Annotated in this window: 12 protein-coding genes and 1 pseudogene; 11 read left to right on the top strand and 2 right to left on the bottom strand. The window is 60.4% G+C overall.

Annotated features, from left to right (window positions below):
- The first annotated feature begins 52 nt into the window (after positions 1-52).
- From NKH28_RS22015 to repC, 4 genes and pseudogenes are all read left to right on the top strand, one after another.
- Positions 53-1,178: pseudogene (locus NKH28_RS22015) on the top strand (site-specific integrase).
- Positions 1,179-2,139: 961 nt separating this feature from the next.
- Positions 2,140-3,321: a plasmid partitioning protein RepA gene (gene repA / locus NKH28_RS22010; RefSeq protein WP_024927411.1), complete on the top strand. Its 1,182-nt coding sequence runs from the start codon at positions 2,140-2,142 to the stop codon at positions 3,319-3,321.
- Positions 3,318-4,352, top strand: a complete 1,035-nt coding sequence (gene repB / locus NKH28_RS22005; RefSeq protein WP_352980405.1) for a plasmid partitioning protein RepB — start codon at positions 3,318-3,320, stop codon at positions 4,350-4,352. Before repA ends, repB begins: the two co-directional genes overlap by 4 nt.
- Positions 4,353-4,506: 154 nt before the next feature.
- Positions 4,507-5,850 carry a plasmid replication protein RepC gene (repC, locus tag NKH28_RS22000; protein ID WP_352980404.1) on the top strand — a complete coding sequence of 448 codons (1,344 nt, stop codon included), beginning with the start codon at positions 4,507-4,509 and terminating at the stop codon, positions 5,848-5,850.
- A 289-nt stretch (positions 5,851-6,139) separates the two neighbouring features.
- Here the strand turns inward: repC and NKH28_RS21995 are convergent, their stop codons facing one another.
- Positions 6,140-7,072 (bottom strand): recombinase family protein, encoded by a 933-nt coding sequence (locus NKH28_RS21995; protein ID WP_352980403.1) that lies wholly within the window; start codon positions 7,070-7,072, stop codon positions 6,140-6,142.
- 284 nt (positions 7,073-7,356) lie between these two features.
- Between NKH28_RS21995 and NKH28_RS21990 the strand changes: the two genes are divergently transcribed.
- The 3 genes from NKH28_RS21990 to scpB all read left to right on the top strand — a co-directional run bounded on the left by NKH28_RS21990 (position 7,357) and on the right by scpB (position 10,293).
- The gene (locus NKH28_RS21990) at positions 7,357-8,487 is read left to right on the top strand and encodes an RHE_PE00001 family protein (protein ID WP_352980402.1); all 1,131 of its coding nucleotides are present in this window, start codon (positions 7,357-7,359) and stop codon (positions 8,485-8,487) included.
- Between the two features lie 157 nt (positions 8,488-8,644).
- On the top strand, positions 8,645-9,595 hold the full coding sequence (locus tag NKH28_RS21985; RefSeq protein ID WP_352980401.1) for a DUF1403 family protein: 951 nt from the start codon (positions 8,645-8,647) through the stop codon (positions 9,593-9,595).
- Positions 9,596-9,597: 2 nt separating this feature from the next.
- Positions 9,598-10,293, top strand: coding sequence for an SMC-Scp complex subunit ScpB (scpB, locus tag NKH28_RS21980; protein ID WP_352980400.1), 696 nt, complete (start codon positions 9,598-9,600; stop codon positions 10,291-10,293).
- A gap of 145 nt (positions 10,294-10,438) precedes the next feature.
- Here the strand turns inward: scpB and NKH28_RS34515 are convergent, their stop codons facing one another.
- Complete coding sequence (locus tag NKH28_RS34515; RefSeq protein ID WP_502906651.1) at positions 10,439-10,969, bottom strand: hypothetical protein; 531 nt, start codon at positions 10,967-10,969, stop codon at positions 10,439-10,441.
- 90 nt (positions 10,970-11,059) lie between these two features.
- Between NKH28_RS34515 and NKH28_RS21965 the strand changes: the two genes are divergently transcribed.
- The 4 genes from NKH28_RS21965 (at position 11,060) to NKH28_RS21950 (ending at position 16,095) form a co-directional block, all read left to right on the top strand.
- Positions 11,060-12,142: an AAA family ATPase gene (locus tag NKH28_RS21965; protein ID WP_192250261.1), complete on the top strand. Its 1,083-nt coding sequence runs from the start codon at positions 11,060-11,062 to the stop codon at positions 12,140-12,142.
- Positions 12,143-12,203: 61 nt separating this feature from the next.
- Positions 12,204-14,483 carry a S8 family peptidase gene (locus tag NKH28_RS21960; RefSeq protein ID WP_352980398.1) on the top strand — a complete coding sequence of 760 codons (2,280 nt, stop codon included), beginning with the start codon at positions 12,204-12,206 and terminating at the stop codon, positions 14,481-14,483.
- A 969-nt stretch (positions 14,484-15,452) separates the two neighbouring features.
- Positions 15,453-15,722, top strand: coding sequence for a hypothetical protein (locus tag NKH28_RS21955; protein WP_352980397.1), 270 nt, complete (start codon positions 15,453-15,455; stop codon positions 15,720-15,722).
- Between the two features lie 19 nt (positions 15,723-15,741).
- Positions 15,742-16,095, top strand: a complete 354-nt coding sequence (locus tag NKH28_RS21950) for a HigA family addiction module antitoxin (RefSeq protein ID WP_192250267.1) — start codon at positions 15,742-15,744, stop codon at positions 16,093-16,095.
- Positions 16,096-16,823 lie beyond the last annotated feature (728 nt).

Here is a 16,823-nt window from a genome sequence, read left to right as displayed (position 1 = left end):
TTGGGGCTCTCACAATCGCACCACTGTGGCATTCAAATGATCGAGAGTTTCGATGGGCAGTCCCCGTAATTTCATGACGCCCATCGACGCGGTCGACACCAGCGACCTGCCTGACATTGTCGACGTCGTCATGGAAATGGGGCACCCGGATGAGGCTCCCTCCCCTCCCACGCGGGTCCTCGACTCGCGACAAGCATCACTGCCTGCGCATCTCGAAGAGCTGGCCGACCGCGCGCGCGATTACGTCGAGGCGGCGAGTTCGGCAAACACCTGTCGCGCCCATGCCGCCGACTGGAAGCATTTTTGCGCCTGGTGCCGGCGCCAGGCGTTTGATCCGCTGCCGCCAGATCCACAAGTCGTCGGCCTCTACATCACAGCCCAGGCCTCAGGATCGGAACGGGACAAAAAGTCTGTGTCGACCATTGAGCGCCGCCTGTCGTCGCTGACCTGGAACTATACGCAACGCGGTCAATCGCTCGACCGGAAGGACCGGCATATCGCGTGCTCGCCGGTATCCGCAATAAACACGCCTCCCCTCCTCGTCAAAAGGAAGCCATCCTGCGCGACGATCTTGTCGCCATGCTGGAAACGCTCGATCGTGGCACGCTGCGCGGACTGCGCGGCCGCGCCATGTTGCTTTTGGGCTTCGCCGGCGGCTTGCGCCGCTCCGAAATCGTGGGCCTCGATGTTGCGCGCGATGAAACCGAGGACGGCTGCGGCTGGATTGAATTTTCCCGGACAAGGGCGTCCTGGTTACGCTGCGAGGCAAGACCGGCTGGCGCGAGGTCGAGATTGGCCGCGGCTCGTCCGATGCCACCTGCCCGGTCGTCGCCCTGCAGACCTGGCTGAAGCTGGCCCGCATCGCGCATGGCCCCCTCTTCCGCCGCGTCACGGGGCAGGGCAAAGCTGTGGGCGCCGAGCGGCTCAACGATCAGGAGGTGGCGCGGCTGGTCAAACGCGCGGCCTTGGCCGCCGGCGTGCGCGGTGATCTTTCCGAGGGCGAGCGCGGCCAAAAGTTTTCGGGCCACTCGCTGCGTGCCGGCCTCGCGTCCTCTGCCGAGGTTGACGAGCGCTACGTGCAGAAGCAGCTTGGTCACGCCTCGGCAGAGATGACACGCAAATACCAGCGCCGGCGCGATCGCTTCCGCGTCAATCTTACTAAGGCGTCAGGATTGTAGAGTGCGGTACGCCCCCAGCCGCAGGTGACTCTGGATGCGCCAATCCACCCCGGCGCCACAGATCCAACCATCAAGTTGATGGGTTTCTAAGGTTTATTGGTGCGGCGCAAGCCTCCAACTTGAAGAGCTGTTCCCAGCTGGGAACTCAAAGTACGGGTTGTGCGAGAAGTTTGCTTTCGATGAGTCTCCAGGATCCTTCGCCGACACGCAGGAGCCTCTTCCACGACGCTGGAGGAAAGTGCGCCTGGACAGGACCCCCACGTGCCAAACAGTGCTGATTGCTGTCAAATCGCGTGGTACGCTTGGCGACGGATCCTAGCCGCTTAGTTGCCATTCGCGAGAGTCGCTCGGCCCGGAAGGAATGCCTCGCTGCAGGGTAGGGGCCGTGGGGCGTCTAACTTGTCAGCCTGGGGGCGATCACCGAAGTGACATCGGAAGCGGCGCGGCATGGCTGCATCACAAACACAACCCATCGTCTCGGACGCAAAGGATGGTGACTCCCCTAGGAACTGCGCGAGCTCAGTGCCTCCTTCACAACGGGAATTTCGCCGCCGCGCCAATGTGGGGGTATCTTTCCATGCGCCGAAACCTACCTGCGCTTCTGTAGGTTGCTCGCCGCCGTACGCGGAAGCCCGAGGCCAACTGGTACACCAACGTCGACTATCTACGAGAACAAAACGGGAAACGGGGCTCGCCCGTGCCCCATGCTGCGTGACCAACTTCATAGCTGTCTTTTTCAATGCCTGATGCGCAACTTTTACGGCACAGGGAAGCCAGCGATAGCGAAAAGTTCCCAGCTGGGAACTGCCCTGTGTCCATTTGCTCGAATTCTCCGAATCGGGCATACCTCCAGTAACGGAAAAACCGCGTAATTCGAAAAGTTGGCGTAGTTGGCGTGGCGTTAACAGCTTGTTAACCACAGTCGCTATCAATAGGCGCTGGGTGCAAGAGGAGAATCTCGGTGACGCGGCATCTAAGTAGCCTTCAGTTCATGAATACCTTTTCGACGAAACTCGAGAAGGCACTCAACAATCTTTCGCTGGCTCAGTATCCTCCTGATGCGATTCGTACCATGCGCAAATTCACTTCGACGGAAGTGGCAGCATTGCTAGGAGTGACCGAAGCTTACATACGACAGGTCTCCTTAAAAGGGCAGGGACCTGAGCCAGAGACAACGACCACCGGAAAGCGCCTATATTCTGTGGAGCAGGTGCTGGACCTTCGGATGCACCTGGCGGAAAAGGCACGGAAGAAATGGATCAATCCTCGTCGTGTTAAAGGCGAGGATTGCCAGATCATCGCGATCACGAACTTCAAAGGTGGATCGTCCAAGACAGCGACCACTATTCACTTGGGTCATTGGTTGGCACTACGTGGATATCGCGTTCTCGCAGTCGACATGGATCCCCAGGCGTCGTTAACAAGTCTGCAAGGAGCGTTACCCGGATTTGACTACCGAGAAGGTGACACCCTTTACTCAGCGATTCGGTTTGATGATCCGGTGCCAACGGAAAAGATTATTCATCAGACGCATATCATCGGATTCGACGTCATCTGCGCCGGTCTTGAGCTGACAGAATTCGAAACGGCCGTTACCCTTGAGATGCGCAAGAGCGGTGGAACCAGTTTTCTGCTTCGAGTGTCACAGGCCCTCGAACAGATCGTCGATAGCTACGACATCGTTCTTCTCGACTGTGCGCCGTCACTCAATTTCCTGACGCTTTCGTCGCTCACTGCCGCTACCGGAGTCCTAATCCCGGTCCCAGCGCACATGCTCGATGTCGACTCCACAGGGAAGTTTTTGGAGCTGGCCGCATCTTATATGCAAATCCTGGATGAGGCTGGTGCAGGCGCACGTTGGGATTTCGCCAAATTCCTCATCACAAAGTTTGAGGCCAACGACCACCCGCAAGCCAACATGCAGGCCCTAATGCGCCAAGTGTTTGGCGAGGATTTACTTCTGAATTCAGTCTCCAAATCCACTGCGGTTGCGGACGCTCTCACTTGGAAGCAGAGCCTCTATGAAGTGCAACGATCGAGGTTTTCGGCACCTAAAACTTATGATCGTGCAATCGAATCGATCAATGCCGCGAACGCGGAAATAGAAAGCCTCATCACAATGGCATGGAGGCGTGAACAGTGAGCCGTAAAGATTCTAAGGGCATGTTTGCTGCTGTTTTGGGGCAACTCGGGGAGGACAATTCGGAGGAAGGCGTCAGCCGCCGCACGTCATCGCCGCACCTGATGAAGGTGGCGGCTGGTGTTCGCCAAATGCAAGAGCGTAGCGATATCGCCGACAAGTTACTGAAGTCAGGCGAACAGATCATTGAACTCGATCCCGACAAAATACAGCCGTCGTCTATCACCGATCGATATGATGACGCCTACGAGATTTCCGCCATTGCTGAGATCACTGAATCCATGCGGGAGCGCGGTCAAATTGTGCCTGGATTGGTTCGGCCAGTACAAGGCAAGGATGGCGAGTTTCAAATCGTCTATGGTCGCAGAAGATTAGCGGCAGCTAAGCAGCTCGGGATCGGATTCAAAGCGGCCGTCCGCGAGTTAACTGATGAACAAGCAGTCATTTTCCAAGGCGAAGAAAACACCGCTCGAGAGGATCTTTCATACATTGAGAAGTGCGCTTTTGCGCTTGCACAGCAGGAAGCGGGATACAAACGGGACACCATCTGCGCTTCGCTGTCGACAGGAAAATCGCATGTCTCCGAGATGATCAAAATCGCCTCATCGGTAGACAAGGAGATACTGCAATCGATTGGTAAAGCTCCCGGGATTGGTCGAGGACGATGGCAGGAATTCTCGAACCGCTATTCCATAGACGGCTCACTCGCAAAAGCTTTCGATCTTATTCGCAAAAACAAATTCCGCGAGGCAACGTCCGACGACAGATTCATTATTCTGCTTGAGACGCTTCCATCGGATCAAAATGCGATCAAAGAAGCTGCGGGTCCGGCCAAGCCATCAAAGCCCAAGATTGCTATGAAATCCTGGGCTGCTCCAGACAAAACAGTCAGCGTCAGCCTCAAAGACAACGGAAAAACTACCATGATTGCCGTGGGAGAGGCTGAAGGATCGCGTTTCGCAGCGTTTATCGCCGGACAACTGGACGACCTGTTTGAGGCCTTTCGGAAGTCCATCACGAAACAAGGAGTCTGAAACCGCAAAAGAAAAAGGCCCCCGAACGGCAAGCCGTGGAAGCCTCTCTCTGAACTAAGCACTCTGAGAATCGCATCTCCACGAATCACTGTCAAGAGTCATTGGCGTCGTTTTGGCGAGCAGGTTTCTTTTGCCTAATCGAGGGTGAAAGAAAATGGAGACGAATATTGCGACGACGCCCTTTGGGCGGCGGCCGATGACGCTTGGCATGATTTCAAGCCAAGTCACCGCAAGGGCCATGGCGAAGGACGCGACCGTCCACAAATGGCATGTCTTCCAAGATATCAAGGACGCCAGGATCGCTCTGGGCGCCACTGATCGCGCTTTGGCTATTCTCGACGCGCTGTTGTCGTTCCATCCGGACACGACGCTTTATGGCGACAGCGAGCTGGTTGTATGGCCATCCAACGAGCAGCTGATCCGCCGCGCCAATGGCATGCCCCCAACGACCTTACGGCGACACTTGGCGGTTCTGGTCGAGTGTGGATTGATCATCCGTCGGGACAGTCCAAATGGCAAGCGCTTCGCCCGGAAAGGGCAGGCGGGCGAGATCAAGCAAGCCTATGGCTTTGACATCTCGCCGATCGTGGCGCGCGCTGAGGAGTTCAAGGATCTTGCGGATGCGGTCAGATCTGAGAAGAAGGCATTTCGTCTCGTTAAGGAGCGGCTAACCATATGCCGACGTGATATCGTCAAGATGATCGACACCGGCATTGAGGAAGGCGTGCCGGCGAACTGGGGCAGGGTTCAGCAGGCCTACCAGGCGATTGTTGGTCAGATACCACGCACTGCACCTAGGCAGACTCTCGAGGTGATTGCCGAAGAACTTGAAGGCCTTTGGGCTGAAGTGCGTGAGGCATTGGAATCATTTGTAAAAACACAGAAAGTGGACGCCAATGAGTCCCAAAATGGGCGCCACATACAGAATTCAAAACCAGACTCTAAATTTGAATCTGAAACCGGCCCTGGAAATAAAGATGAAGCGGGCGGCAACGTTGCGGACACCGACAACGTACGGAGCCTACCGAAACGCGAACTGCCGCTAGGGATCGTGCTGGATGCCTGCCCGAACATGCTTTGGCTCGTGAAGGGCGGCGGCGGAATCCGCAACTGGCGTGAATTTCTGGCCGCGGCCGAGGTTGCCCGACCGTCCATGGGCGTCAGCCCGAGCGCCTGGGAGGAAGCGCGAACGGCAATGGGTGAGCAGCAGGCGGCGATTACCATTGCCGCGATCTACCAGCGGCAGGACCAGATCAACAGCGCCGGCGGCTATTTGCGCAGCCTGACAGATCGAGCAAAGGTCGGAAAGTTCTCGGTCTGGCCGATGGTGATGGCCTTGTTGCGGGCCAAGCTTGACGCGTCGAAGACGACCGGAACCGGAGCTGAAGCCGCTGCCGTCGATTTGGAGGCGGCAGGCAAGGTTGTGCGCACCGAATCCCGGCTGGAAATCAGCGACGCGTTGCGCCGCAGCCTCGACAAGCCAGGGCGCGGATCATGATCAGCCGGGCGGGTTTCGATCCGTGGACGGTGGCTGCAGCGCTTGTCGGGACGAGCGTCTTATGAGAGCATCGAAGGCATGAAAAACCAACACGACCAGGAACCGACGCCCGATGAAACCGCCGGAATGGTGTGGTGGAACTCACTCGCCGAAACCGATCGAGCGGCTTGGCTGACGCGGGCCGGCAGCGCTGTTCCAGCTGATGCCTGGGCCGCGTACAAGCGGCTCGGGAATGTCGAGCGTCAGCCAGGGACCGCAAACTGAGGACTGTTGTGCAGCGGGATGACGGTCAGCTCGCGGGTAGTTCGGCGACGAGTCCAAGCCGGCGGGCTCGATCGAGTAGGTTCTTGACTGAGGAGGCAGACCATTTTGCGCTTCCTCGTGGGGTTCGCTCATGCAGGCGCTCGAGCTGGCCAGCGATGTCGCGGAGCGACAGGTCTGGGTTAGACTGCGAAATCCCTGCCACAAGAGTCATCAGGCGATCTTCGGGAGGCAGAGGAGACGCCCGCTTTAGCAGTGTGGATTCGGCCAGGTGCTGGGTGACGAGCCACCTCACTGCCCGCCGCAGTCGTTCAGGCGTCCAGTCGAGGCCGCGCTGCTTCAGGACCCGAGCGATGTCGTCCCAGTTATGGTCTGGTCGCATCCGGCGGACCGTCGGAAGCCACTGGTTCATAGTTGATTGTAGCCGTCGGCCATAAGCCGCCTTTTGTATCGCGGTCATTTTCGCCAGGGCTTCGGGCCTGCGCTCCCGGATACCAGGATTGCCTGGCAGTCGCCCCTTGGATCGCGCAGCGATGATGCCGGCCTTTGTCCGCTCCGAAATAAGCGCACGCTCGAGCTGGGCAACGGCACCGAGTACCTGTAGCGAAAACATGCCCTGTGGCGTCGACGTGTCGATTGGATCTCGGAGAGATCGGAAATGCGCGCCCTTCTCAGTCAGATCCTCGATCACCTGAAGAAGATGGCTGACCGAGCGCGCAAGGCGATCGAGACGCACGACGACCAGGACATCGCCGGCGCCGATGTCGCTCATCAACCGCAGTAGGGCCGGGCGAGCTCTCGACGCACCGGATCCATGTTCCTGAACGACGACGTCACAACCGGCCGATCGCAGCTCAATCTCCTGCGCTTCCGTCGCTTGTTCGTCCGTCGACACGCGCGCGTAGCCGACTTGCCGGCCTCTTGGTCGTCCGGAGCGTCGATCTTGCGCTTCACGGGCCATTTGCGGCGTCTCTCAGTATGGGAAATTGGCGTTTGTACAAACACCGAAGATATCAACAAACGATCGTTTGTAAACGTCTCTAGCCGCCCTTTACATCGCTCCTGCCGCTTCGATGAGCCGGTAAATCAACGTTTTCCGGCATCCTGAGCGTCCCAGGGCGTAGCGCTGTACAGTCCCGATATGAGGTCATTATCGATAGTGTTTTTTCTTCCCGAAGAAACACGACGTAAGTCCAGTGATAACCTCACTAGCTTGACTAATGCGAATCAGCCATCATGAAAACAATGGCTTACGACATCAGCGACTTGTCCCTGAACACCCTGATCGGGCCGGTTGCCCGCGCGACCGAGGTTTTGGTCCGCCTCGACGAGCGGGTCGCCCGCTCTCCCGTCCGCGACGGCTTTGTCGAGCGCCAGCATTTTGCCGACGCGGCTTCCGCGCTCTGGCTTGAGGGCGAACTCGTCCACCTCGAGGACCTCGTGCTGCACGACGCCCACATGGACATTCGCACACCGACCCACGAACTCACCCGGGCGCACGCGGTGCTGCGAACCCGCCGGCGGATTTTTGCGCAGAAGCCGGACTGGGCGCTCAGCCGCGACGGGTTTTTGGCGCTGACCGGCCGCGGCGGCGCCATGCCGGCCTCGGGGCCAAAAAGCCGGGACGGGGAGGGGGCTGGAAGCAGCACCGTTAAAGCCGACGGTCGCGATGACGCCGAGGCCGACCTGCTGGCCGAAGAATTTGCCGAGATCGATGCCGTCCTGGCGCGCTCATCCAGGATTCTGAATGGCGCCAACGTGCCGGCGAAAGCGGCGCCCCCGGACGACCGGCCGGAGGCTCAAAACGGCCTGATCTACGATCTCGACTGGGACGAAGAAGAACGGCTGGCCGAATGGCAGGTTGTTGTCGCCGACACGCGGGAGTGGCCGTCGGTGCTGCGCGCCGCAATCCTGCTCGAGGCCTGGTCGGACATCGAGGTGCTGCAGCATGCCGCCTGGCTCGGGCCGCTGCTCGTGGCCGCACTGCTGCGACAGGAAGGTCTCGCCGCCAACCATCTCGCTTGCCTGCATCTCGGCGCCAAAAACATTCCGCGCGAGCGGCGGCGGGCGCGCAATCGCGGCGATCGGCTGCTCGCCTTGCTCGATGCCATTCACGACGCAGCGCTGGCTGGCCTGAAGGAACACGATCGGCTGGTACTGGCAAAAAGTCAGATGGAGCGGCGGCTGCGCGACCGCCGCGCCAGTTCGAAACTGCCCGACCTGGTCGAGCTGGTGCTGTCGCGGCGGCTCGTCTCGACGGGCATGATCCAGGAGCGGCTAAAAGTGACAAAACAGGGGGCGCTCAACCTGGTCGGCGAGCTCGGCCTGCGCGAGATGACGGGCAGGGGAAGGTTTCGCGCCTGGGGAGTAGTCTGAAGCGAGGATCGAGAGGTTGCAGCCCGTGTGTGGGCAATGACAAGGGACTAAGCTACCGACAATGCAAGATTATCAATCGTTATGCATAAGCGACAGGCTGTGCGTTTTGACGTGAAATTTATGGCAAAAAGCGCACGGGCACTTTACCCTCGAATTCATGATTCGCCTCGATCCCGCGACCGCCAGCCCCACCGCGCCGCCGACCGTCCCGGCCTGGGCGCTCGCCGCTGGCGGCGCGCCGAGCGACGCCGGCGCCGCCTTCCAGGCCGGCGCCGCCCTGAGCGCGCTCGACAGCCTCGCCCGGGGACAGCCTGCCTGGCCCGGGGCCTGGCGGCAGCGGCTGGCGCTTCGCTGTGCCGCCGCCAGCATGCGGCTCGCCGGCCGCTCAGAAGATGAGGCCGCCCTGCGCGACGCCTGGTACCTGCGCCCGGCCGGCGCCGAACCCGGCCCCGCCGGCGCCATCTTTGGCGCCTGGCGGCAGTTTTCCGTGCAGCCGCTCGTTGCCAACGCCGATCGTTTGGAAAAGATCGTCGAGATGCTCGGACTCCACTTGCATGGCGCGGCGCTGGCCACGCTTTGCGTGGAGGTCAATACCCTAGCGGAGTCGCAGCGGCCGGCGCCATTCGCCGCCGCGGCGATCGCCACTTACGTGGTCACCGTGCGACCGGATTGCGAGCTTCTTGCGTGGTGGCTGGCCGACCTGGTGCTGGCGCAAAGCCTGCGCTGGCCGCGGCCGCTGCCGCTGCTGATGGCGCAGGCCTTTGGTCCGGCTTTTCGCCGCGATGCCGGCGGCCGCATCCGACCCGGGGACGAGAATTTTGAGCGGGCGGTTTGCGTCGCGCTTGTTGCGGCCGCGGCCGGCGCCTGCCGGTTGGCCGCCGATGTGTCGCGTCGTGCGGAGCGGCTCATCGCCGTCACACCGCAGCTCAGGGCAAAGGGGGCGGGCGATGTGATCCAAACACTGCTCAATGAAGACGCCGTCTCCGGCTCGCTGTCGACAAAAAACCTGTCGCGCTTTGCGGCGCGGCGCCTGTTCGACCGGCTGCAACAACTGGATGCCGTGCGCGAGCTCTCCGGCCGCCCCACATTCCGGCTGTTCGGGCTGTAGAGATGAGCGAAGCGTCTGCCCGCCGGAAGCCAAACGTTCAGCCGGCTTTGCTGGATACCGAGCTGGAACATCTGCCGGCCGAGCTGCGCTGGCGCGAGTGGATGGGCCGCGTCGAAGCGGTGATTTTTTCCGCCAGCGAACCGGTGACACGCAGTGTCCTCGCGCGGGTGGTGGGAAAAAACTGCAATATCGAGCTGATCATCGACGACATCCGCGCCCAGCTCGCCGGCCGCCCCTACGAGCTGGTCGCGGTCGCCGGCGGCTGGCAGCACCGGACCAAAAAGGTTTTTGGCGACGCCATCCGCGCCGCCTTCGGTACCGCGGCGAGCGAGGGGGCAAAAGAACTGTCGCAGGCGGAGGCGCTGGTTTTGATGTGTATCGCCTATTTTCAGCCGATCACCCGTGGCGAGCTGTCGGGCTTCTTCGGCAAGGAGGTGTCGCGCGACCTGATTGGCGTGCTGCGCGCGCAGGAGCTGATCGCCTCGGGGCCGCGCAGCCCGCAGCCGGGAGCGCCCTATACCTATGTGACGACCAATTTTCTGTCGCAGTTCGGGCTCGACACGCTGCGCCAGCTGCCGGATTTCGAGGCGCTCGAGGACGCCGGGCTGCTGTCGAAGGAGAAGCTGCTCGCCGGTAACATCATCCCAGGGTTCGCAGATATCGACGATGATGGCGCCAGCGCCGCGCTCGACGAATAGAGGACCCCATCACGGCGGGACAATCCACGCGATCTCGCCGCTCGTCGGATAACAGATTGCGCCACGCACGGCGTCCGGTCTCGCCGCCTGGGGTCCTTCGCTAGACGGAAGGGAGGGGCGGCACGCGTCCGCATGTCGATGAAGGTCACGCAAGATTGCAGTTTTTTGGAAAACTGACGGTATTGGAGCTGGCAAGGCTGGATCGCTCGGTGGTTGCGACCATGCGCGACGTCCCAGAAATAGCGGAGTCAAAGGAGAGCTCATCGAAGCTGCGAAGGCTGAAGGGCATGCGCTGCAGGTCCTTGAAATGGGCGTCGCCGACGAGGGATCGGTCAATTCGGCGATCGACTATGTGATCAAGCAGCACAAGCGCCCTCGGTACGTTGAATATGATCCGATAGGGGACGAGATGATGAGCATACTGTACCAGTGTCACCGCAATTGGCGGCCGCAGCGGAACCGCATGGCGCGCCCCGTAGGCAGGGCGCGCTCGACCTGATCGGCGCGTTTGGGCTGCGCGAAATGACGGGCAGGGGACGATATAAGGGCTGAGGGATCGCATAATTGGACTCAATCTCAGCGCATTGATCGTCCAGAGCGCGATTGCGATACTGTCGGGAACCGGCAGCATAATGTGCAAATTATAAGTGGACCATTTGTCGATGAGGCTCGGCATGCTGGTCTGTTAAGGAAATCTGCCTATAAACTGGCCGCGGGCGCTGATTTGCCATGGTCGTGTCGGTGGGGGTACGGGAAGGTAATTGCGATGGCATCGGCACAACAATTGATAGGGCTTGTGAAGAGCCACGCCGAGGGCGACGAGAAGCGCTTCTTCGACCTTGCGATGCAGCTAGCGGTCGCCGAGGAACAGAAAGGGCATGGGCGATTGGCTGAGCAATTGCGGCAATGGGCCGAGGCGGGTCAGCAGCCGGAAAAGCCAACGCGCGTTGTACCCACCCCGATCGTTGCACCGCGCGGCGACCTGGCCGGATTTCTTAGCGCCAGCTATCCGACGACACGGCTCAACGACCTGATTTTGCCGGTCCACATCGCCGATGAGCTGACCCACATCGTTACCGAAACCCGCATGACCGAGAGGCTTGAGGAAAAGGGCCTGCGACCACGCCGTCGGCTGCTCCTCGCCGGTCCACCCGGAACGGGAAAGACCCTGACTGCCGAGGCGCTCGCCGGGGAACTGAAGTTTCCGCTGTTCACGGTCCTCCTTCACGGCCTGATCACGAAGTTTATGGGTGAGACCGCTCAGAAGCTGCGGTTGATTTTCGACGCGATCCGTACCAATCGTGGCGTTTATCTGTTCGACGAAATCGACGCACTGGCCGCATCACGCGGATCTGACAACGACATTGGGGAGGCTCGGCGAATCCTGAACTCGTTCCTGCAATTCCTGGACGAAAACACGGGGCCATCGATCGTCGTGGCAACGACAAACCTGCCGGAAATCCTGGACCGAGCGATCCTGCGCCGCTTCGACCTGGTGCTCCCTTACCAATTGCCAGATGCCGAAGCGATCGGAAAGGCGATGCGCAGGCGGCTGCGCGGGTTCGGCGTCGAAGCTGTAAACTGGAACGATGTAGTGCAACATGCGGACGGACTGTCGACGGCCGATGTGGTGGCTGCAGGGGAGGATGCCGCAAGACGGGCGGTCCTGGGAAATTCGAACGAGATCAGGACGGCTGCCATCGTCGCGTCCCTAGAGCGCCGCCGGTCGCTGCACAGCATAGGGGCCGGAACGCATGCCCAGGGACCGAAGGCACTTCATACTCAACGAAATCTCCGCCGCAAACCCGTTCAGGCCAAAGGGCGGCGGGTCGGCAAAGCATCCAAGTAACGTCGCCAACAGGGCAGCGCACGCCCAGTCGCTTCTCAATGCTCTGGATCATCTGCCCGACGTGAGCGCCGCTTCGCTTCCAGGTGTCTATCTGGAGGTCGAGGGCAGGGCGGGCGAACCGATGGTCACGTCAGGCCTCAACGCCAGCGATCTGACGCTTCTCCGCAGCGAGCCGCCGCGGCCCGCAGCAAATCAACCCGGGCGCGCGACCGTCTTCGCAACAGAAGACGGCGTCGCAAAACTACGGCGGAAGGTCGAGGATTTCGCTGCGAAGGACAGGAAATCCGGCCGGCCATACAATGCCGACCTGATTCAAAGCATCGGCGCCATCGTCGAGGCCGGCTTGCGAGCCTTGTGGCGCAGTCCGCCTCAACGATTTCCAGATCAGAATGGAGCTGTGCCGTGGGAGGTCTGGCTCGACAAGACGCAGGCGGAATCGTTCATCGCCGACGCGCCAGAGCTCGGTGTTGCGATCGGCGGCGATCGGCTCGAATTTCCAGAAGACCTGGTGGTCATAACCACAGCCACACGTGACGCGCTCGCGTTGGCGGTGCGGCGTCTTGCCGGCGTACGCGCTCTGGCCGCGCCCACCGTCACGGCCGACTATTTTGATGCGATGGACCCGGACGAGCAGGCCGAGTGGGTCGACAGTCTCCTTGGCCGGACGACCTATGAGGCAATCGATGACCCGAATTATGTGACCCTGCTCGATCGAGGTGTCAGCCGCTCACATCCGCTGATCGAACCAGCCCTTGCCGTAGCGGATAGGCACGCCGCAAATCCCGCTTGGGGGATCGAGGATATAATCGGCCATGGCACACAGCTGGGCGGGCTATCCCTGTTCGGCGATCTGACGCCGGCGCTTCAGTCCATGCTGCCGATCCAGCTTCGCCATCGCCTGGAATCGGCAAAGATCATCCCCGATGCAGGTCACAATCCTCATCACCTTCTCGGGGCAATGACGCGGGCCGGCGTTAACGCTGCTGAGACGGCAGGCGTTCGACGCCGGACATTTGCTCTTGCCAGCACGACCGAGGACGACTCCCCACATGACGGTGCCCCGACATCGTGGTCGAGCGAACTGGATCAGCTTACGGCTGGCGTGTCGGGACACGTCGCGACGCCTCGTCTGCTTCTCGTGTCGGCTGGAAACAGCGACCAGAACAGATTTGGTAACAACGACTATCTCGCTGCCTCCGATCATCCCGACAATGAGGTCGAGTCGCCGGCGCAGGCATGGAATCCGATCTGCATCGGCGCCTACACGGAAAAGGACGTCCTCCCGGGTGGTGAGCCCGGTACTCCCCTTGCGGTGGTGGGTGACCTTGCGCCATCTTCGAGAACCGCAAGCTGGTCCTCGCACTGGCCGATAAAGCCGGACGTGGTGATGGAAGGCGGCAACTGGGTCGTCAACGGTCCGCCGCCCCCGATGAAGCATTCCGCTCTTTCATTGCTCACAACCGATCATCGATACCCGCTGCGGGCCTTCACGACTGTGGGCGAGACGAGCGCCGCGACTGCACTTGCTGCCAGGGCAATTACCGAATTGTGGTCGGACTATCCAGAGCTCTGGCCGGAGACGATCCGTGCCCTCTTCGTTTCCTCGGCAAGATGGAATGCCCAGATGCGGTCGCATCTGCCTGTAAATCCCGGCAAAGGCCACTACGGTCCGCTCTTCAAACGCTATGGCTACGGCGTGCCGGACATGGAGCGCGCCCGGCGCAGCGCCTCCAACGCCCTGACGTTGATCGTCCAAGACTGGATCACGCCCTATCGTGAGAGCGATTCAGGCGGCGCGGATCACGTGCACAACGAGATGCGGTTGTTCGAGCTGCCGTGGCCGGTCGAGGCCTTGCGTGCGTTGATCGCTCATCCCGTTACCTTGAGAGTCGCCCTCAGCACCTTCATTGCGCCGAACCCATCCGAGCCGGCCCGAGGCTCCAAGTTTCGCTACGCATCTCACAATCTGCGTTTCAAGCTGAACCGGCCCAATGAGGACAGGGCCGCGTTCATTGCTCGTATCAGCAAGGTCGAAGAGGAACCCGAGGGGCCGGCCATCGACGAAAATGATGGCTGGACGTTCGGTCGCAATCGCCGCGACGTCGGCTCGCTGCAGATCGACGAGCTGACCTGTCCGGCTTCCGATCTCGCCCGTCGCAACTTGCTAGCCGTCCACCCAGTGGCGGGATGGTGGAAGACGCGAGCTATCCCGGATCCCAATGAGAGGTCGGTTCGATTCGCTTTGATCGTCGAAATCGATGCGAGCGAGATCAACGCCGAACTTTATGCCGAGGTACAGGCTGCGATAGAAGCTTCCAACGTCGCCCAGGCCGCTGTGTAGTCGGACGCCTGTTCCGCGATGGACGCCGGTGTCTCCAAAAGGTGAAGATTGCCCGCGGACGTCGGATTGTCACCATTGCCGCCAGCGCGGTGATGGCCAACCGGCCCTCACAGCTTTTGGCAAACGGGTGGCTTGCATTGTGTAATGATGCGCATTACACCATGACAATGGATAGAGCGATCAGACAGTGGGCCGACCAGCTAGCCCCCCACATCTACCCCGGCCTTCCGAACGCGGGACCGCTTTCAGTGGAGCATCGCGTTCGTTCAGCCCTCCAACCGGACGAGCCGGCCACGTCTGCGCTCATCCTGGACGCTTCTGCCCGCCGTGCCCAGATCGACTGGATTGGCACCGATATCGTCTCGTCACTCCGGGGCAATCTAACGTCCTGGCTTGATCGGGACGCCCCAGCACCGTCGCAGCGACAGTTCTGGAAGCTCTTCGACATCATTCGACAAACGGACGACCTCAGGTCGGCCGGACCGTCGTTCTGTTTCACACAATTCGTCCAGTCGTCCATCGATAGCGCCAAGCCCGAGGACTCGTTCCCGAGCGCCGCGGAAATCCTGACACGCATCGCTGCGATCGACATCGACAGGCTGTTTGTAATCGATGGACAACACCGGTCGCGCACATCCGTCGGGCTGGTGGAAGAAGCGCTTTCCCAACGTGCCATTCGCGAGATCTTTCAAACGCTGCTCACGAGAATCGATGAGTTCCCTGAGTATCCGAGCACTTCCCTGCTCACCGACATACGCTGTTCCCTGACACAGGAAATTGCGAGCCGGATCCGGATCAAATGGAAGTACAGACCGGCCGGTGTGCTCCTCTTGGCATCGCCTCAAACTCGCGAATGGGTGCTGACGTTTCAGCTGCGTACCGGCACACCTCCTCCAGCCTCCATCGATCGACGCCCGGGCGCCGATCGGGTGCCCGCGGCTTTTGTCACGGCCCCCCGGAGGTTGGAACATGGAACGCTTCGCAGACGAAGTTACGGAAGAAATCTACTGGACGCGGTTCGCACCGCATCTCGATCAGCATCTTTCAGTGAAGGCGCACAAGATTCTGGGGCCGCTCGTGGCCGCACGCGGCTTGCAGGACGTTGGAATCTTCGGACCTATCCTGCGCTTCAAGAATGCGCCCGGGCGGCTGGGTGTCGAGGTCGAAGGCAAATGGTATCTTACTTTTGTTTGGGTCGAGGGGGAGGGGCCATTCGAAATCAAATTCGAGAGGCACTGACCGAATGGAGGGTCGGTGCATGACGATCCAGCAGAGTCGCTACGTGCCAGCGCCTCCGGTAGCACCGGGCGAGGTTCTTCGTGACCAACTTCTTGGTCCGCTTGGCATTACCCAAGACAAACTGGCGTCGGCACTCCAGGTCTCGCGGTTTTCAGTGAACCAGATCATCAACGGACGCAGGGCGATAACGGCTGAGATGGCGTTGCGTCTGGCCCAGGTAACCAGCACCACCGCGCAGTTCTGGCTGAATTTGCAACGTGATGTGGATGTCTATCAAGCGCATTCGAAGCTCCGGAAGGTGCTTCCGACCCTGAATGTTTTGCGCAAACCGCAGTCTGAAAGTGAACTCATTGTCGACTTTCAAGGCGAGTAGCCACCCCTCGGGGGATCCGCCGGCGGATCTGATTTGTACAGGCCTGTTTTCGGTGAACTTGAGTAAGAGAGGTGACCGGGCGCGGGAATGTTCTGACCACCTGGCCCGGCGCGCTGTCGGAAGAAGAGCGGCTACAGTGGTTCCGGCGCGCTTGATGCACCTCCCCGGCGAAACTCCGGTAGCGTTGCCTTGGCCAGGGCATAGATGGCCCCCATACCGATAAGTGGGTTCATTCCCCGGTCGGCCCAGTCTACTAGGGCCTCGAGCACCAGCATGTTTATGGGCGCCTCGTCTCCAGCCAGGTCGATGATGTCGAAATCCGGCAGGATACATTCTCGCTTAGATGCGGCTGAATCGCCTCTGCCAGCTGCCGATAACTCTCATCGCCTTGGTTGGGCGCCACGGCGACGACAGCGCCGGCGATCTCAGCGCTGTGTTTCGACAGCGGACATTTGACGCATAAGACGAGATGCCCGTGTGCGTCAACGGATCGCCGCAAAGGCAACTGGCACGTCAAGGTCATTCTGCTCTTTTCGGAACTCTCGTACTGACGCAGAAATCCGGAAAGCAAGTTGTAGGTGAAGCACCTCCTTGCCAATCCTAGATTGATTCATCAATGAAATGAGTACGCATCCGGTGAAGACCGCAGACGTGCGCATCCGGCAGCCAGGAGAACCTGAGCACCGGAGTGCTGGGGTCAAGCTTTCTTTGGGGAGACGCGATGATAT

Source organism: Mesorhizobium sp. M1227 (assembly GCF_040318315.1).
Lineage (GTDB): Bacteria > Pseudomonadota > Alphaproteobacteria > Rhizobiales > Rhizobiaceae > Mesorhizobium.
The sequence above is the reverse complement of the archived record's forward strand: the minus strand, read 5'-3'. Positions and strand labels throughout refer to the sequence as shown.